Origin of the sequence: Fictibacillus marinisediminis (assembly GCF_023149135.1) — a bacterium.
GTDB classification, from domain to species: Bacteria; Bacillota; Bacilli; order Bacillales; family Fictibacillaceae; genus Fictibacillus_C; species Fictibacillus_C marinisediminis.
Window position 1 is genome coordinate 2,032,553 of the sequence record NZ_JAIWJX010000002.1, and the last position, 15,881, is coordinate 2,048,433.

Consider the following 15,881-nt stretch of genomic DNA (forward strand, 5'->3'; position numbering starts at 1 on the left):
TTTTCGACAAAAGAAGTGGCCTCATGCTCCAGCATAAGACAAGTATTTTGTAAAGAATCCATTATACTAATTGTAAAAAAGGGAGAGAGGTGGCGGTTTTGAGAGAGTATTTGATCTATAAGATAAAGGAAGATGTTGCCGAAGAGTATTTCGGGAAAGAAATCAAACTCTTTCAGCTGTTTTTGGAAGAATACAAAACCTTTACTCAGCAAAAAGAAGTATTGATGAAACAAATCCTGTACATCACCTCTCCGCTTCAGCTGAACCCTCTTCAATCGTTTATAAAACAGATGCTGCTCTCATCAAAAGGATTTCAGGCGGAAGTCCACTCTTTCCTTCTGGAGTGTGAAAAAAGCTCTGCTCGGCTCAGTTTTTCAGAACGTTATATGCTTCTTCAAAGCGTAGGCAGTTTTGAGGCGGAAACAGCCATTTTTGAAAACATACGAAAGTATGAACGCTGTTTTTTTGCGATGGATTTTAAGTATTACCGCTATGGCTGGCTGAATCCGTTAAAGGCTAGGACAGGCTATGGGTCATAAATATTTTGGCGTGTATCTTGTAACTGATTGTCTTTTTATAGTAAACTAGTGCTAGACAACACGAAGGAGGAAGTTTTACTATGTTTTATTATATCCTTGTGGGCATTTTAGCGCTTCTTGCAGGAGTAGCAATTGGATTTTTCATTGCCCGCAAATACATGATGAATTACCTACAAAAGAATCCACCAATCAATGAAAACATGCTGCGTGTGATGATGATGCAAATGGGTCAGAAGCCGTCCCAAAAGAAAATCAATCAGATGATGAAAGCAATGAACAACCAGATGAAGTAAAAAAGCCCGTAACAGCAGGCTTTTTTCATCAATTAAGATTAATCAGTTGATCATTCCTTAAGTCATTGGTTAATTTTTCTTATATCACGACAACTACCACTTTTTCTGCCCAAGATTCAGCAGAAAGGGTGGTTTTTTTAATGAAATTAGAAGATTAATGGAGGAGTATTATTAGCAATTGAAAAAGGATCTTCTTTCAGTCAAAGGAAATTAATCCCTTTTATCGAATGGAGTAGATATAGAGCCGAGTCGGCTAGACGTATAGGTTTTACTTTACAGGGAGAAAAGGGAGTTAGTTAAGGATGGGGGAACTCTATGATAAAAATTTATTTGCATTTATACTCTAAAGGGGAAGACCATGGAGATGCTGGATATTACGAATTTCAAACTGTCCCATCACAGGGAGAATACTTAACTGACAATAAGAATCTGTACAAGGTTGAGATGGTAATTCATGCTCCAGGAAATGATTCAGCTGCAGCTGAAATATTTGCTGTTAAAGTGGATTTAGAGGAAGAGTTGTCGGAGAATATATCTTAGTTACATATTAAAGAAAATGAGGGCAGGAAGAACGACGATCGCAATCGCTCACCGTCTGTCCACTATTCAAGATGCTGATCTGATTCTTGTTCTTCATCAGGGAGAGATTGTGGAAAGAGGAACTCATCAAGAACTGGTGGAAGCACGAGGCTTATATCATAAAATGTATTCCCTTCAGCAAAAAGGAAAGCTCTCCTATGATGCGAGATGATCCTCCCTGAGGAATTTTTCTTCATTTTCATTGAACAAGCGGTTTTAAATCTATAAACTAAAAGTATTACATAAAGAGGAGTAGACTTGATGGCAGACTTGAATATATGGCTGGCTTTTGGAGCTGGTTTACTGTCTTTTATCTCCCCGTGCTGCCTGCCGCTTTATCCGGCTTTCCTTTCTTATATCACAGGAATTTCAGTCAGGGAGATCAAAGAAGAAAAAGGAATGAAAAGAAAACAAGCCATGCTGCATACGGCTTATTTTCTACTCGGTTTTTCGATTGTTTTTATCGTATTAGGATTATCGTCTTCATTCATCGGCAATATCTTTGTTGAATACAAGGATTTTCTTCGCCAGTTCGGAGCAATTATCATTGTCATCTTTGGCTTGATCATTTTAGGCTTATTGAAGCCGGCGTTTCTAATGAAAGACAGAAAGCTGGCTTTCAGAAACAGGCCTGCGGGATACATGGGCTCCATCTTGATCGGTATCGGTTTTTCTGCAGGATGGACACCTTGTACAGGCCCGATTCTAGGAGCAGTGATCGCTCTGGCCGTGTCCAATCCAGGAGCGGGCATGCTGTATATGGCTTTTTATGTTCTTGGTTTTGCGGTTCCTTTTTTCTTTTTAAGTTTCTTTTTGGATAAACTGAGCAGCATCAAGAGATATAATGTACAAATAATGAAATCTGGCGGTTTTCTTATGGTCGCCATGGGGGTCATGTTATACTTTGACTGGATGACCAAGTTCACTTCGTTTCTCGTAAATCGCGTTTTTGGCGGCTTTCAAGGATTTTAAGAAGGATTTAAAAACAACAACAATTTTTTGAGCCATCTGAAGAAGAAAGAAGGAAAAGATTTTGTTTTTTATTGCAAGCAGTATACTGGCAGCCGTCATGGCTGTCACCGTTATTTTTGTACGTTTGAAGGCTACGAAAAAACCTGCCTCCCTTAAAAAGATTATACTTCCTCCTTTTTTCATGTCCACCGGGTTTCTCATGTTTGCATTTCCTGAGTTCCGAGTTACCTGGTGGGAGGCAGGGGAGGCGTTCCTGGTTGGCTGTCTCTTTTCCATATTTCTTATAAAAACAAGCAAGTTTGAAAAGAGGGGAGGGGAGGTCTATCTTATCCGCTCAAAAGCTTTTGCAGCGATTTTGATTGCGCTTTTCCTCATACGTATGGCGATGAAGACGTACCTTGGCCATCAGATCTCCTATACAGAAACGAGCGGTCTGTTTTTTATCGTGGCGTTTGGGATGATTCTCCCCTGGAGAGTGGCGATGTATTTCGGATATCAAAAAGTGCTGAAATCATAAAAAAACTCGATCACCAACTGGTGATCGATTTTTTTTATCCTAAAAGGCTCTTATAGGGAGAGAGGTCAATGTGCTTTTCGTTTAACTTTTTGATGAGCCATTTATGATCTCTTTTCGGTGTAGCGATAATGTATCCCCGTACTATAAGATCCTGCGTCATCACAGATGCTTTTTCCTGTATGGCAAGCTCGCCGATTTTTCCTGCAATCTTTTCACGGGCAACATCACGGAAAAGCTCGGGAACAGGTGTGACGAGTTCCTCCAAAAAGGCCTTTTGCTGCGGAGTCCATAAATGGATCGTCTCCTGGATATAGTAATCCTGCCAGTCCAAGATTGATTTTCCGTCTTCTTTCGGAAGCCGCTTCAAAAACTTTCGAAACATAAAATAACCGCCGATCGCAAACATTGAGATTAAAAATATTGTCCAGGCTGCAATGAATAGAAAAAAACCTGCAGACATGCTGTCCACCCCGATCAATAGGTTTCTTCAACCTTATTATGTATTCTCTAACAATTATATCTTGAGAAACAGGAGGAAATCAATAAACATCTGGAAGGGTGTGAAGAGGGGAGGGAAAGATCGATTACGGGAAATAATTTATACGACAAAAAATGACATCCTCCACAGGGTTATAACAGTTCAAAAAAGGAACTATAACAGTTTGTTCATTGGTACAGAAAGTTATTAACACTATAACAGGCCTTGTTGTGGATAACTGTAAATACTTTAAATTGTGGATAAACCTGGGATAACTAAGCCTGCATAAATATTCATGTGTGCATAAACGCTTGGATAACCTGCTGGAAAAAGAAGTATACCTCCCTACCGTTTATGGATGCTGGGAAATAATGATCATGGCAGCAAGCGGGATGGCTTGACTTCACCTTGAAACTCACGTTACATTATCGGACAGAGAGTAATCTATTATTTTGGAGGTGCCGTACATGCGGTTAGCGGACAAAAAGGTATTGAGTCTTGTACATCATGAGTTTGAAGATCTGGAATTATGGTATCCTATTCTGCGCTTGCGGGAAGAAGGAGCTCAAGTCGATCTTGCCGGGGAGAAAGCGGGAGAAACCTATAAAGGAAAATACGGAGTCCCTGCAGAATCGGATTCTTCATTTGACGAGATTGATCCCTCAGACTATGATGCTTTACTCGTTCCAGGCGGGTGGGCACCCGACAAACTGAGACGTTTTTCAAAGGTTATAGAAATCGTTCAGCATATGGAAACTCATAAAAAGCCCATCGGTCAAATTTGCCATGCCGGGTGGGTCCTGATCTCTGCAAAAATGCTTCAGGGTAAAAAAGTAACGAGCACACCCGGGATAAAGGATGATATGGAGAATGCCGGGGCAGTGTGGCTGGATGAAGCAGTAGTCGTTGATGGCCACCTGGTCTCAAGCCGCCGTCCGCCAGACCTGCCGCCCTATGTGAAAGCATTTGCTGATGTACTGGCCGGTGAGTATAACGAACAATAAAAAAAGAAGGCGGCATCTGCCGTCTTCTTTTATATTAGGTTCATTTATTTTCAATGGCGGGACCATGTGGGAATCGAACCCACCGGAGACGGCACGCGCCCCCCAAGAGGTGTTGAAGACCCAGGCGAGCACCAGCTGCACTTCTGGCCCCGTGGAAGGAAGTTATTTCTTAACAAGTTCTTCCTCAAAGTAGAATGTTGAAGGATTTTCTTTCACAATGTAAGAATAGCGTTTCATGTTCTTAATAAACTTGCATCGTAAAACAGTGACCATTTCATCGGTAGCTTTAATTTTTACGGATTCACCGGCGGCAAACAGATTATTTTTCAGGTTGGTTCTCTCCCTAATTCGTAATAAAGTATTGCTTCAGCCCTGAGTAACAAACAAAAAGGAAAAAAAGAGTGAAAATTTCACTCTTTTACTATCTTCCAGTCATAAAGTTCTTCAATCTGGCAATCTAATTCTTTTGCGATGGTCATAGCATTGCTTAGACTCATTACTTTTTTAGACTGGTAATCGTTTAACTGGTCAACAGAGATATTGGTTTTTTTTGAAAGAGCTTGGATCTTCATGTTCTTATCAGCAATTAAAGATTTCAGATTGCTTTTTTTAGGTTTATAAACGTTCAAAACGCCACCTCACTTTTAAATAGTATAACACAATGGATATGGAATAGATAGTTTCACCCGAATAAAGCTTCACCGCAGAAGCCTGTCTGCAAATAAAATGGTACGATAGGATAAAGGAAAGAGAAAATACAGGGAGGTGTCTGCGATCGGAGCACAGCATATTACGATTGGAATTGCCGGCCATATTGACCATGGGAAAACGGCACTGACGAAGGCGTTGAGCGGTGTGGATACTGATACGCTAAAAGAGGAAAAAGAGCGGGGCATTACAATTGAACCCGGTATCGCTCCTTTTTACCTCGGTGATGGAATCCAATCTGTAATCATTGATGTTCCTGGGCATGAACGGTTCATCCGCCAGATGATTGCTGGCTCAGCAGGAATTGATATAGTCATCCTTGTGATTGCAGCAGATGAAGGAATTATGCCGCAAACCGTTGAGCACCTTGAAATTCTTCAATTTCTGGGAATCACGGATCTAGTTTGTGCAGTTTCCAAGGCAGATAAGGTTAATGATGAATGGAAGTCATTGCTCCTCGAAGAGATCGAAGAGATGATGAAGAGCTTCTCATTCCTTAATCATTCTGTTCATTTTGTCGACAGCTTTTCAGGAACAGGGTTGGAAGAACTGAAGAAGGAACTCCTCGGCATGACGGACAACGTAACCGCTAAAAATGTTTGCGGTCCATTTCGGCTGCCGATCGACCATTCGTTTACTGTAGCAGGTCAAGGAACGGTTGTAAGAGGAACGATTTTAGAAGGTTCCGCCTCTGTCGGTGACACACTGCAAATGGAGCCGGGCGGGGATTTAGTAAAAATAAGGCAGCTGCAAATACACAACAGACAAGTGGATTATGCCCTGGCGGGACAAAGGGCCGCCCTGAATGTCACGGGGATCAAGCATGAGGATGTTAAAAGAGGGCATGTTCTTTTTTCTCCGGGAGAGTATCAAGTTACGGATACATTGGACATCATGCTGCTGTTAACCAAGAATCATAAGAAGATCAAGCAGCGCCAGCTCATCAAATTTTACATAGGAACTACAGAAATCATGGGTAAGATCGTATTCTTTGACAGAAACGAATCTACTGAAAAAGCGGGAGCTGCCTATTGTCAGGTTCGGTTAGTCCACCCGGTCATAGCCAAGCGGGGTGACCGGTTCATTTTGAGGCGGCCTTCACCTGAAGAAACGATCGGCGGCGGCGAGGTAATCGATCCAAATGGTGGAAAATACCGGTTTGGAGAGGAGACTGTTGCATTCCTGAAGGAGAAAAAAGAGGGTGCACCAGAAGAATGGATCATCCGGCACCTGCAATCACATCATTTGCTGCACGTAGATGAGATGGCAAAATTGACGGGCATCCCTGCCGTCCTGCCTGGCCATCTACAGCGTTTACTGGCTGAAAAGCACATCGTTGAGGTTTCTTCAGAACAATATGCACTGTCAGAGAGCGTTTCGGAGATAAAAAGCAGGATCGTAGAAGAAGCAGCTCGCTTTCATCAGCAATATCCTTTGCGGGAAGGGTTGGATAAAGCTGAACTTCTGCAGCGGCTCAAAGGATATCCTGCCTTGCTGATTGAATTTGTTTTAAAAGAACTGCTCCATGAAGCTGCATTGCGGCAAAATCAGAATCTGATCGCACAAATCAATTTTCAGCCGGAGATTCCAAATCAATGGAAAGTGCGTTACCAACAGTTGGAGCAAAGGATGTTTCAGCAGGGAATTGAGTCAGATCCTTTTGATCAGCTTTACGAGCAGGCTGGAATGCCGAAGGGTATGCGACTGGACATCTTATCCTACATGCGCCGCACAGGCCAGGCTGTGCAAGCAGGGGGAGACAGGCTGATCCACAGAAAAGCCCTGAATTTCCATATAAAGACATTAAAGGAGAACTGTGCACCGTCCTTCTCCATACAGGAAGCAAAAACGGCATTGAAGGTATCCAGGAAATTTCTTATTCCGTTTCTTGAATTGCTGGATCAGCTGGGATATACAGAACGTGCAGGTGATCAAAGAAGATGGAATAAGGCATGAAAAAAAACTCCGCAGTATTCGGAGTTTTTTTAAGGTTCAATGATGATCAATCTTTCTTTTCGTTCGGTAACACTGCCGATCTTTGCTGCTTGCTTTAATCCTGCGCTATGCAGATCTCTAAGATAAGCATCGGCCTGGTTCTCCGGCAGACTGACCAATAATCCGCCGGACGTAACAGCATCACATAATATCCATTGCTGTGTTTCTGTCAGCGACTCATCATACCTGATCAAATCTTCAATCCATTGGTGGTTCGCTTTCGTGCCGCCTGGGACGACTCCCTGCATGGCAAGTGCTTCTGTTCCTTCGACGACCGGTGTTCTGGAATAAGAGAGAGCGACCGAAACTGATTCACTGCCTTTAGCCATCTCACTGGCATGCCCCAGCAAACCAAATCCGGTCACATCAGTCACAGCATTAGGCTGATAGTTAGCAAGGCATTCTGCCGCGGTTTTGTTCAATGAGGCCATGATCTCCGAAACATACCGGACTTGCCCCTCATTCAAACGATTCTGCTTGATGGCCGTCGTCTGAATGCCGATTCCGATCGGTTTTGTAAGTATAAGAGCATCGCCGGGCTTTAATCCTACATTTTTGTAGATCTGCGCCGGGTGGGCAAAGCCTGTAACAGATAAGCCGAATTTTGGCTCCTGATCATCGATGGAATGTCCTCCGACGATAAGGGCACCAGCCTCTTTCACTTTGTCGGCTGCGCCTTTTAGAATCTCCGCTAATACTTCATGGCCCAATTTTTTTAGCGGAAAACCGACAATATTTAAAACGGTTTTTGGGGTTCCGCCCATCGCATATACATCGCTTAAAGCATTGGCTGCAGCAATTTGTCCGAACATATACGGATCATCTACAATGGGTGTAAAGAAATCAACGGTTTGAATCATGGCAACTTCTTCACTCAGCTTGTATACTCCTGCATCATCAGACGTTTCCAGGCCGACGATCAAATTAGGATCAGCTTCTCTTTCTGGTAAATGGCACAAAACTTGTGCAAGGTCCTCGGGACCGATTTTGCAGCCTCAGCCGCCTTTGGTTGAAAACTGGGTCAAACGGATTTTATCCTGGCTTGTCATGAACTCCACCTCCTTAAATGTAGTATAAACATTTTTGGGCCGAAGTGCGAAAAAGTATAATTGAAAAAAAGAGAAAGAAGAAAGGAGCAGGAACGTGAAGGAAAAGTTAAGGAGATTGCCTGCTGTGAATGCTGTTCTCCAGGCCAAAGATTGGCAGGCGGGGAAATTGGAAGTTCCGGCAGAAATAATTACAAGATGGGTTCAGGAAGAAATCAGTAATCTCCGGGAAGCCATACTGAATGGCAGCTATAATGGAAAAGCCGAAAATACAGAACTATTATCCCGGGTATGTGAAGCAGTCGGCCGCAGGCTTTACGAAGAAGGTCCCTATTTATTGAAGAGAGTAATCAATGCAACAGGTGTTGTTTTACATACGAATCTAGGGAGGGCAAGGCTGAGCAAAGCTGCCGCAGAAAGGGTGGCCCAGGCTGCGTCTTCCTATACGAATCTTGAGTACAATCTTGAAGAAGGATCGAGAGGCTCACGGAATGAGGTTATCGAGAGGCAGATCACATCCATCACTGGCAGTGAAGCTGCATTGGTGGTAAATAATAATGCCGCAGCGGTTTATTTTATTCTGAATGTTTTAGCGAAAGAGAAAGAAGTTATCGTTTCGCGGGGAGAGCTTGTTGAGATTGGCGGCTCCTTTCGAGTGTCATCCATCATGGAAGAAAGCGGTGCCCGCCTGATTGAAGTGGGTACGACTAATAAAACGCACATGGCCGATTATGAACGAGCGATCACAAGTGAGACGGCTATGATTATGAAAGTCCATAGCAGCAATTTCAAAATGAGTGGCTTTACAAAAAGTATTCCTGCAATCGAACTGCTGAAATTGAAAGAAAAAAATCCGGGACTTATTTTATATGAGGATATGGGGAGCGGATCGCTCTTTCCGTTCTCGCGGTATAAGATCGGAGATGAACCGGAGATAAAGCCAGCCGTTCAGGCAGGAATTGACCTGATCTCTTTTTCCGGAGATAAATTGCTTGGCGGTCCTCAAGCGGGGATTATCGCAGGAAAAAAGGAATTAATAACCGCATTAAAAAACCATCAGCTTGCGAGGGTGCTTCGTGTAGATAAACTTACACTGGCTGCTCTGGAAGCCACTTTGCTCGCTTATCATAATGATGAGAAAGCGAAAGAGATTCCTGTTATCCGGGACATGCTGAGAACCCAGGAGGAAATTCAGACACAGGCCGAAAGGATTGCAGGAAAGCTGGAAGACGCGTTCAATTGTACGGTGAAAAAAGGCTTTTCCATGCCGGGAGGCGGAACGATGCCGGATGTGCTATTGCCTGCCTATATAATAGAAGTAACGGATCGTAATCTGTCACCTTCTGAGCTTGCGGATAAGTTAAGAAAGCAGAGAGTTCCTGTGATCGTGACGGTAAGAAACAATAAATGTGTCATCGATCCAAGGACTTTGGATGAAACGGATGAAAAGGCTCTGATTCAAACATTCTTAAACCTAAACTAAAAGCCAACGCTGAGGTTGGCTTTTAGAGGAATTACATTTTTCCGCCGTGCTTCTGGCGGGTGTGGTTTCTGTTTTTTACTTTTTTTGATCCGCTCAGCGGTTCAGGCTGTCCTGGATTTTCACCTTTTGGGGCATTTTTGCGAATATCATCAAACCTATTATGCTCTGTCATAAGACCCTCCGTATTGAATAAATTATTCTTTGTTTTGGCATAGTAAAGACATCATGACATCTAACAAAGGAGAAAGAACAATGCCGTATCACAAAGATAAACAACAGGCTTTTCAAGATGCAGAAAAAGGATATTCTCAGGCAGTTTCTGCAAATCAGCTCATTCAAACCCAAGCTGCCGATTATGGCAGAAGGGTAAAAGAACTAAAAAAAGAAGCAGAAGAAGCACTGCAGCAGATCGATAATGCACTCGAAGTGTCCTCTGAACATCAAAGACAGCAGCTCGAACAGTACCGTTCAGAGCTCCAAGGATTTATTTCACAATATAACAGCTGATTTATTTTCGTTTTTTTGTCTTTTTATTGTTCTGTTTCTGTGCCTCTGTCAAAGGTTCGTTGGAAGCGTGAAGCTGTTCGTTGCCAAATTCCGTCTCATATCCTGCGCCTCCGCCTTGCGCTTTAGCTGCATTCATTCCCGGACGGATATGATTCGCTTTCCCTTTTGCTTTTGCCATTAGATCCACCCCCCTTGTTCCTTTAGTGTGTGCAGAACAATGAAAAAAAGCACTCCCTAATTCTGGAGTGCTTTTTATAAAAGAACAGGCTATTTTTTCCTGAACCAGTCGACAAGCAGCCAGAGACCGCTTAAGCCAACCAATACATATATGATTTGCGTTAATGTGGAACCGCTTCCAAAAATTGCGGTAACTACGTTAAAATCAAATAAACCAATCAGACCCCAGTTCAGTGCTCCGATAATTGCAAGAAGTGTAGCAAGCTGTTTTAGAATAGCCATGTACCCTCAGCTCCTTTCCAAAGAGAGTTATTTAAGTCTCTATATCATACGAAAACGCAAATCTTTGGTGAATGGAATCGAACATAAGATTTTCTTATATTGTTTAATAACATATCTGTTATTTACTTATTGAAAGCACTTTCGTATGATAGGTAAGGGAAGGAAATTGTAGAATGAGTAAAGAGAGAATTTTGCAGTATATGTGCAACTTTTCGACAATTTTTCTCTTGTTTGGTGTATGATTGGTTTGAAGGAGGAGAGTGGAGTAATGACTAAACAACAAAATGACATTTTTAAAGCGCGTTCATCATTTAGCGCAAATGGAAAAACGTACAACTACTATCGACTGAATGCACTCGAAGAAGCGGGTGTGGGCAACGTTTCTAAATTGCCGTACTCCGTTAAAATTTTGCTTGAATCCGTTTTAAGGCAGCATGACGGCAGAGTAATTCTAAAAGAACATATTGAGAACCTAGCGAAATGGGGAACTCCAGAACTTAAGAATATCGACGTTCCTTTCAAGCCATCACGTGTAATCCTGCAGGATTTTACAGGTGTGCCTGCTGTCGTTGACTTGGCTTCTCTTAGAAAAGCCATGAAAGATATGGGTGGAGACCCTGCTCAAATTAACCCTGACATTCCGGTTGACCTTGTAGTTGACCACTCTGTACAGGTAGATAAATATGGATCAGCTGATTCTTTAAATGTAAACATGAACCTTGAATTTGAACGAAACGAAGAGCGCTATAAGCTGTTAAGCTGGGCTCAGTCCGCGTTCGATAACTATCGTGCGGTGCCGCCTGCTACAGGTATTGTCCATCAGGTAAACCTTGAGTATCTTGCTTCTGTCGTGCAAAGCCACGAAGTAGAAGGGGAACTTGAAGCTTTCCCTGATTCACTTGTTGGAACGGATTCCCACACAACAATGATCAATGGCCTTGGTGTATTAGGATGGGGTGTCGGCGGAATTGAAGCCGAAGCTGGAATGCTAGGACAGCCATCTTATTTCCCGGTACCTGAAGTAATCGGCGTTAAGCTAGTCGGCGAACTTCCTGACGGTGCAACCGCAACTGACCTTGCGTTAAAAGTGACACAAGTTCTGCGCGAAAAGAAAGTAGTCGGCAAGTTTGTTGAATTCTTTGGACCTGGACTTGCTGAAATGCCGTTGGCAGATCGTGCCACGATTTCCAACATGGCGCCTGAGTATGGCGCGACTTGCGGATTCTTCCCTGTAGACCAAGAAGCGCTAAACTATCTTCGACTTACTGGAAGAAGTGAAGAGCAGATCACCCTTGTTGAAGAATACAGCAAAGCAAATGGCTTATTCTACACACCGGGAGCTGAAGATCCGATCTTCACTGACGTAGTTGAAATCGATTTAACACAAATTGAATCCAATCTTTCCGGGCCTAAACGCCCTCAAGACTTGATTCCGCTGTCTAAGATGAAAGAAGCTTTTAATAAAGCGCTTGTTTCTCCTCAAGGCAACGCAGGATTCGGTTTAACAGACGAAGAGATCAACAAGGAAGTTAAAGTGAAGCATCCGAGCGGAGAAACATCTGTCTTGAAAACGGGAGCAGTTGCGATCGCTGCGATCACAAGCTGTACAAACACATCTAACCCATATGTAATGCTTGGTGCCGGGCTTCTTGCGAAAAAAGCCATTGAAAAAGGACTTAAAGTTCCAGCTTATGTAAAAACATCTCTTGCTCCTGGATCAAAAGTTGTAACAGGATATTTAGAAAAAGCAGGGCTTATGTCTTACCTTGACCAATTAGGCTTTAACCTTGTCGGATACGGATGTACAACTTGTATCGGTAACTCCGGTCCACTATCTCTTGAGGTAGAACAAGGCATCGCTAAAAATGATCTTACGGTTACCTCTGTTCTTTCAGGAAACCGTAACTTTGAAGGACGCATCCATCCGCTGGTAAAAGCGAACTATCTCGCTTCTCCGCCGCTTGTTGTGGCATATGCGCTTGCGGGAACGGTAAACATCGATCTTCAAAATGATTCATTTGGTAAAGACAGTGAAGGCAACGATGTTTATTTCAAAGATATCTGGCCTTCTTCTGCTGAGATTAAAGAAGCGATGAACCAAGCGGTTACACCGGAAGTGTTCAAAAAAGAATACGAAAGTGTCTTTGATGAGAACGCTCGCTGGAACGCATTAAAAACAAGTGCTGAAAAGCTTTACAGCTGGGATGCAAGCTCAACCTACATTCAAAACCCGCCGTTCTTTGAAGAACTTTCTGCTGATTTGAAAGAAATTCAGCCTCTGAAAGATCTTCGCCTGATCGCGAAGTTTGGTGATTCAGTTACAACTGACCACATTTCTCCAGCAGGTGCAATCGCTAAAGATTCTCCAGCAGGAAAATACTTGATCAGAAACGGTGTAGAGCCTCGCGACTTTAACTCTTATGGTTCACGCCGCGGTAACCATGAAGTGATGATGCGCGGAACGTTCGCCAACATTCGTATCCGCAACCAGATCGCACCTGGAACAGAAGGCGGCTGGACAACATACTGGCCAAAGAATGAAGTAATGAGCATCTATAAAGCTGCAATGAAATATAAAGAAAACAACACAGGCTTAATGGTCATCGCCGGGAAAGATTACGGAATGGGAAGTTCTCGTGACTGGGCAGCAAAAGGTACAAACCTTCTTGGTATCCAAACGGTTCTTGCTGAAAGTTTTGAACGGATCCACCGCAGCAACCTTGTGTTGATGGGTGTGCTTCCTCTTCAATTCAAAGAAGGCGAAACTGCAGAAACGTTCGGTCTTACAGGCAAGGAATCCTTTACTGTACAAGTTGACGAGAATGTAAAGCCGCGTGACGTAATAAAGGTTACGGCCGTGACTGAAGAAGGATCAAAAATTGAGTTTGAAGTCATCGCACGCTTCGACAGTGAAGTAGAGATTGATTACTACCGCCATGGAGGAATTCTTCCAATGGTCCTTCGCAACAAAATTTCCAACAAACAGCCTCAAAACTAAATGAATATGGAAGCTCTCCTTTGGGAGGGCTTTTTTATTTTTCTGAAATTTGAATAATAACATTTTTTCCTGTCCATAACAGTAACAGAATATGGATGATGGAGTGATGATTTTGAGGAAGAACAGACACATCTCGTTTAAGGACCTGGTCAGAGAAAACAAGAGGGAACTGCTGGGCGATCAGGAAGCCATGGAACGAATTGAGAAGAAACTTGAAGAAAAGCATACAAAAAAAGCCTAACGGAGACAGGAAGTTCCTGTTTCTTTTTTTATTTTAAGTAAATATTATGTAATGAAGGAGGCAGATCTATATGAGCAACCCGAAAAGACATCCGCAATCCTTTGTACCCAGCCATCTGGGGACACAGCCAAGAGAAGGAAAAGGCAATAAGGGAAAACAAATGGCCAACAAAGGCAATGAGCATCCTGATTATGTGCCTACAAAAGGCTGAATAAAAAAGAGGTTCTATTGCCTGCACGTCAGCGATAGAACCTCTTTTTTGCCATTTTCCGAATGAAAACCCTGGCATTTCCTTCTTGTTTTGTTCACTACCACCATATAAATCGACATATTTAGCGAAGTATGTAGTAGATGAGAAATAGGAGGGGTACGGTTGATAACTGCAGAAGTGAAACCATTGCCTGTCTCAACCAAGAAGGAAGATCAGGACGTTTTATACCGGGAGCTTGAATTACAGATGCAGCGTCTCGGTCATCTTGTTCCTTTTCGTGAAGAATTAAATTGGGGAAATGAAATAGGATCGGTTGAGATTGGGCCTGACATAATCATAAATAAACTTAAAAAAGCTGCCGCAAAAAGCGACGGTGTTCTTTTGCTTTATGCAAAATTAACAAAAGGCACGGTCTATCAGCACATTATCATGCATCCGAATGTGGAAGGGTTCTATCTCCCGTTCCGGTTTGAAGAGCCATTCTTCATCACGGTGAAAAATAAAAAAATTTGGATTGGTTCCTCAGTCAGGCTTGCAGAAGAGCTTAATTGGCTCGGTATTACCATGCAGAACCTGGAGGACAAGGAAGTGGTGGATTGCTGGAACGCTTTTAAAGAATTATGCGAGCTCAGCATCGAACATCATTCGCCAGTCATTATGAACAGAAATTAGCCCGGAATATTTTTTCCTCTTTGATACAAACTATGTTTGATTCAAATTAAGAGGAGGGAAAATCCCGATGGCTAAACCAGACGACAGAAGCAATAATGTTGAAAGGCTTCAGCAGATGGTAGAAAATACGCAGCAAAACATTCAGGAAGCGAATGAATCTGTTCAGAATACAGATATGACTTCCCAGCAAAAAGAACAGATCAAGAACAAGAACGAGAGAAGAGAAGAAAGCATTCAATCGTTCCAGAGCGAGATTGAAGATGAGCAATCCTACCGCAATAACCAATAGATAAAAGAACAGCCCCCTGCTGTAACATTCGTTGCGAGGGGGTTTTTTGCATATTGCTTCAGCCGCGCACCTTCATTGTGTTACACTTTATTGGAATGGCGGATAAAGGAAAATATAAGACAGGTGATGACAGAACATGTTAGTTTCAGAAGCAAAAGTGGACGTAAGGTATGCAGAAACAGATCAAATGGGTGTTGTCTATCATGCCAATTACTTAGTTTGGTTTGAGATTGGCAGGACGGCATTTATTAAAGATCTCGGATTCAGCTATGCACAGATGGAGAAGGATGGAATTTTATCTCCTGTCACTGAGATCCATGCCAATTATAAGAAGCCTCTAACATATGGCGATCAGGCCAAGATTTTCACATGGGTTGATGAATATACAGGACTGAAGGTAAAATACGGTTATGAAATCAGAAATTCCAAAGATGAGCTATGTGTGACTGGGAATTCGACACATGTTTGTGTCAAAAAAGATTCATTTCGTCCCATTTCAATTAAGAAAGTATTTCCGGATTGGCATCAGGCTTATGAAGGACAGAAAAAACAAAAGCAGGGATAAACATGGCATTCGGTTTAGCAAGACAAGAGCTGAACGATTGGAAGAAACGAGCGGCCAGCGGCAAAATCGCTTTTATTACTCATTTTTGGTATGATCCCCGCTTTCCTGATATGAAAACGGTCACGAAGGTTGGCTGTTCAGATCTGATAGCCTTAGAAGAATGGGGTAAGAAATATGGCTTAAAGAAAGAATGGATCCATCACCGCCATGGCTATCCCCACTTTGATCTGATGGGGCACAGGCAAACAGCAATTCTTCGGGCAGAAAACAAAATGGATCAGGTTGAAAGGCTGATAAAAAAGACAGAAAAGAGGAATCGGTAATC

General features: G+C 42.7%; 22 protein-coding genes, 1 tRNA gene and 1 pseudogene. 17 read left to right on the plus strand and 7 right to left on the minus strand.

The window, feature by feature from the left end; genetic code table 11:
- Positions 1 to 98: 98 nt before the first annotated feature.
- The 6 genes and pseudogenes from sirA (at position 99) to LCY76_RS10950 (ending at position 2,900) form a co-directional block, all read left to right on the plus strand.
- On the plus strand, positions 99 to 539 hold the full coding sequence (sirA, locus tag LCY76_RS10925) for a sporulation inhibitor of replication protein SirA (protein WP_248252657.1): 441 nt from the start codon (positions 99 to 101) through the stop codon (positions 537 to 539).
- A gap of 80 nt (positions 540 to 619) precedes the next feature.
- A complete protein-coding gene (locus LCY76_RS10930) occupies positions 620 to 832 on the plus strand; it encodes a YneF family protein (RefSeq protein ID WP_053354387.1) in 213 nt (70 codons plus the stop codon).
- A gap of 315 nt (positions 833 to 1,147) precedes the next feature.
- Positions 1,148 to 1,372: a hypothetical protein gene (locus tag LCY76_RS10935; protein ID WP_248252658.1), complete on the plus strand. Its 225-nt coding sequence runs from the start codon at positions 1,148 to 1,150 to the stop codon at positions 1,370 to 1,372.
- Between the two features lie 16 nt (positions 1,373 to 1,388).
- Positions 1,389 to 1,583: pseudogene (locus tag LCY76_RS10940) on the plus strand (ABC transporter ATP-binding protein); the annotation flags it as partial.
- 89 nt (positions 1,584 to 1,672) lie between these two features.
- The gene (locus LCY76_RS10945; protein WP_062231978.1) at positions 1,673 to 2,383 is read left to right on the plus strand and encodes a cytochrome c biogenesis protein CcdA; all 711 of its coding nucleotides are present in this window, start codon (positions 1,673 to 1,675) and stop codon (positions 2,381 to 2,383) included.
- Positions 2,384 to 2,444: 61 nt separating this feature from the next.
- Positions 2,445 to 2,900, plus strand: coding sequence for a CcdC family protein (locus LCY76_RS10950; RefSeq protein ID WP_248252659.1), 456 nt, complete (start codon positions 2,445 to 2,447; stop codon positions 2,898 to 2,900).
- Positions 2,901 to 2,934: 34 nt separating this feature from the next.
- Here LCY76_RS10950 and LCY76_RS10955 read toward each other — a convergent pair whose 3' ends face one another.
- Positions 2,935 to 3,360, minus strand: a complete 426-nt coding sequence (locus tag LCY76_RS10955; RefSeq protein WP_062231980.1) for a DUF2621 domain-containing protein — start codon at positions 3,358 to 3,360, stop codon at positions 2,935 to 2,937.
- A gap of 485 nt (positions 3,361 to 3,845) precedes the next feature.
- On the opposite strand from LCY76_RS10955, the gene LCY76_RS10960 reads away from it, so the two are divergent.
- Positions 3,846 to 4,382, plus strand: coding sequence for a type 1 glutamine amidotransferase domain-containing protein (locus tag LCY76_RS10960; RefSeq protein WP_248252660.1), 537 nt, complete (start codon positions 3,846 to 3,848; stop codon positions 4,380 to 4,382).
- A 54-nt stretch (positions 4,383 to 4,436) separates the two neighbouring features.
- On the opposite strand, the gene LCY76_RS10965 is transcribed toward LCY76_RS10960, so the two are convergent.
- A tRNA-Sec gene (locus LCY76_RS10965) sits at positions 4,437 to 4,533 on the minus strand.
- Positions 4,534 to 4,792: 259 nt separating this feature from the next.
- Entirely contained in the window at positions 4,793 to 5,011 is a 219-nt protein-coding gene (locus tag LCY76_RS10970) for a helix-turn-helix domain-containing protein (RefSeq protein ID WP_053354381.1), read from the minus strand.
- A 136-nt stretch (positions 5,012 to 5,147) separates the two neighbouring features.
- Between LCY76_RS10970 and selB the strand changes: the two genes are divergently transcribed.
- Positions 5,148 to 7,046 carry a selenocysteine-specific translation elongation factor gene (gene selB, locus LCY76_RS10975; protein WP_248252661.1) on the plus strand — a complete coding sequence of 633 codons (1,899 nt, stop codon included), beginning with the start codon at positions 5,148 to 5,150 and terminating at the stop codon, positions 7,044 to 7,046.
- Between the two features lie 29 nt (positions 7,047 to 7,075).
- On the opposite strand, the gene selD is transcribed toward selB, so the two are convergent.
- Positions 7,076 to 8,134 carry a selenide, water dikinase SelD gene (gene selD, locus LCY76_RS10980; protein ID WP_248252662.1) on the minus strand — a complete coding sequence of 353 codons (1,059 nt, stop codon included), beginning with the start codon at positions 8,132 to 8,134 and terminating at the stop codon, positions 7,076 to 7,078.
- 94 nt (positions 8,135 to 8,228) lie between these two features.
- On the opposite strand from selD, the gene selA reads away from it, so the two are divergent.
- A complete protein-coding gene (gene selA / locus LCY76_RS10985; protein WP_248252663.1) occupies positions 8,229 to 9,614 on the plus strand; it encodes an L-seryl-tRNA(Sec) selenium transferase in 1,386 nt (461 codons plus the stop codon).
- A gap of 31 nt (positions 9,615 to 9,645) precedes the next feature.
- Here selA and LCY76_RS10990 read toward each other — a convergent pair whose 3' ends face one another.
- Positions 9,646 to 9,786: a small acid-soluble spore protein P gene (locus LCY76_RS10990; RefSeq protein WP_053354377.1), complete on the minus strand. Its 141-nt coding sequence runs from the start codon at positions 9,784 to 9,786 to the stop codon at positions 9,646 to 9,648.
- An 80-nt stretch (positions 9,787 to 9,866) separates the two neighbouring features.
- On the opposite strand from LCY76_RS10990, the gene LCY76_RS10995 reads away from it, so the two are divergent.
- Complete coding sequence (locus LCY76_RS10995) at positions 9,867 to 10,121, plus strand: hypothetical protein (RefSeq protein WP_053354376.1); 255 nt, start codon at positions 9,867 to 9,869, stop codon at positions 10,119 to 10,121.
- A 1-nt stretch (position 10,122) separates the two neighbouring features.
- On the opposite strand, the gene sspO is transcribed toward LCY76_RS10995, so the two are convergent.
- A complete protein-coding gene (sspO, locus tag LCY76_RS11000) occupies positions 10,123 to 10,299 on the minus strand; it encodes a small acid-soluble spore protein SspO (RefSeq protein ID WP_062231999.1) in 177 nt (58 codons plus the stop codon).
- 89 nt (positions 10,300 to 10,388) lie between these two features.
- Entirely contained in the window at positions 10,389 to 10,580 is a 192-nt protein-coding gene (locus tag LCY76_RS11005; protein WP_248252664.1) for a DUF378 domain-containing protein, read from the minus strand.
- Positions 10,581 to 10,848: 268 nt separating this feature from the next.
- Here LCY76_RS11005 and acnA point away from each other — a divergent pair, with 268 nt between their 5' ends.
- The 7 genes from acnA to LCY76_RS11040 all read left to right on the plus strand — a co-directional run bounded on the left by acnA (position 10,849) and on the right by LCY76_RS11040 (position 15,879).
- Positions 10,849 to 13,578 (plus strand): aconitate hydratase AcnA, encoded by a 2,730-nt coding sequence (gene acnA / locus LCY76_RS11010; RefSeq protein ID WP_248252665.1) that lies wholly within the window; start codon positions 10,849 to 10,851, stop codon positions 13,576 to 13,578.
- Positions 13,579 to 13,690: 112 nt separating this feature from the next.
- Complete coding sequence (locus LCY76_RS11015; protein ID WP_082316242.1) at positions 13,691 to 13,819, plus strand: FbpB family small basic protein; 129 nt, start codon at positions 13,691 to 13,693, stop codon at positions 13,817 to 13,819.
- A gap of 70 nt (positions 13,820 to 13,889) precedes the next feature.
- Complete coding sequence (locus LCY76_RS11020) at positions 13,890 to 14,030, plus strand: acid-soluble spore protein N (RefSeq protein ID WP_053354373.1); 141 nt, start codon at positions 13,890 to 13,892, stop codon at positions 14,028 to 14,030.
- Positions 14,031 to 14,192: 162 nt separating this feature from the next.
- Positions 14,193 to 14,702 carry a hypothetical protein gene (locus LCY76_RS11025; protein ID WP_248252666.1) on the plus strand — a complete coding sequence of 170 codons (510 nt, stop codon included), beginning with the start codon at positions 14,193 to 14,195 and terminating at the stop codon, positions 14,700 to 14,702.
- Between the two features lie 67 nt (positions 14,703 to 14,769).
- Positions 14,770 to 14,991, plus strand: coding sequence for a small acid-soluble spore protein Tlp (tlp, locus tag LCY76_RS11030; protein WP_053354371.1), 222 nt, complete (start codon positions 14,770 to 14,772; stop codon positions 14,989 to 14,991).
- 136 nt (positions 14,992 to 15,127) lie between these two features.
- A complete protein-coding gene (locus LCY76_RS11035) occupies positions 15,128 to 15,556 on the plus strand; it encodes an acyl-CoA thioesterase (RefSeq protein WP_248252667.1) in 429 nt (142 codons plus the stop codon).
- 2 nt (positions 15,557 to 15,558) lie between these two features.
- Complete coding sequence (locus tag LCY76_RS11040; protein WP_062232007.1) at positions 15,559 to 15,879, plus strand: hypothetical protein; 321 nt, start codon at positions 15,559 to 15,561, stop codon at positions 15,877 to 15,879.
- Positions 15,880 to 15,881: the final 2 nt, after the last annotated feature.

What these genes read in the sequence shown, in the direction of transcription:
- LCY76_RS10930 (WP_053354387.1), top strand. Translation starts at nt 620, where the DNA reads ATGTTTTATTATATCCTTGTGGGCATTTTAGCGCTTCTTGCAGGAGTA.
- LCY76_RS10935 (WP_248252658.1), top strand. Translation starts at nt 1,148, where the DNA reads ATGATAAAAATTTATTTGCATTTATACTCTAAAGGGGAAGACCATGGA.
- LCY76_RS10945 (WP_062231978.1), top strand. Translation starts at nt 1,673, where the DNA reads ATGGCAGACTTGAATATATGGCTGGCTTTTGGAGCTGGTTTACTGTCT.
- LCY76_RS10955 (WP_062231980.1), bottom strand. Translation starts at nt 3,360, where the DNA reads ATGTCTGCAGGTTTTTTTCTATTCATTGCAGCCTGGACAATATTTTTA.
- LCY76_RS10960 (WP_248252660.1), top strand. Translation starts at nt 3,846, where the DNA reads ATGCGGTTAGCGGACAAAAAGGTATTGAGTCTTGTACATCATGAGTTT.
- LCY76_RS10990 (WP_053354377.1), bottom strand. Translation starts at nt 9,786, where the DNA reads ATGACAGAGCATAATAGGTTTGATGATATTCGCAAAAATGCCCCAAAA.
- LCY76_RS10995 (WP_053354376.1), top strand. Translation starts at nt 9,867, where the DNA reads ATGCCGTATCACAAAGATAAACAACAGGCTTTTCAAGATGCAGAAAAA.
- sspO (WP_062231999.1), bottom strand. Translation starts at nt 10,299, where the DNA reads ATGGCAAAAGCAAAAGGGAAAGCGAATCATATCCGTCCGGGAATGAAT.
- LCY76_RS11005 (WP_248252664.1), bottom strand. Translation starts at nt 10,580, where the DNA reads ATGGCTATTCTAAAACAGCTTGCTACACTTCTTGCAATTATCGGAGCA.
- acnA (WP_248252665.1), top strand. Translation starts at nt 10,849, where the DNA reads ATGACTAAACAACAAAATGACATTTTTAAAGCGCGTTCATCATTTAGC.
- LCY76_RS11020 (WP_053354373.1), top strand. Translation starts at nt 13,890, where the DNA reads ATGAGCAACCCGAAAAGACATCCGCAATCCTTTGTACCCAGCCATCTG.
- tlp (WP_053354371.1), top strand. Translation starts at nt 14,770, where the DNA reads ATGGCTAAACCAGACGACAGAAGCAATAATGTTGAAAGGCTTCAGCAG.
- LCY76_RS11035 (WP_248252667.1), top strand. Translation starts at nt 15,128, where the DNA reads ATGTTAGTTTCAGAAGCAAAAGTGGACGTAAGGTATGCAGAAACAGAT.
- LCY76_RS11040 (WP_062232007.1), top strand. Translation starts at nt 15,559, where the DNA reads ATGGCATTCGGTTTAGCAAGACAAGAGCTGAACGATTGGAAGAAACGA.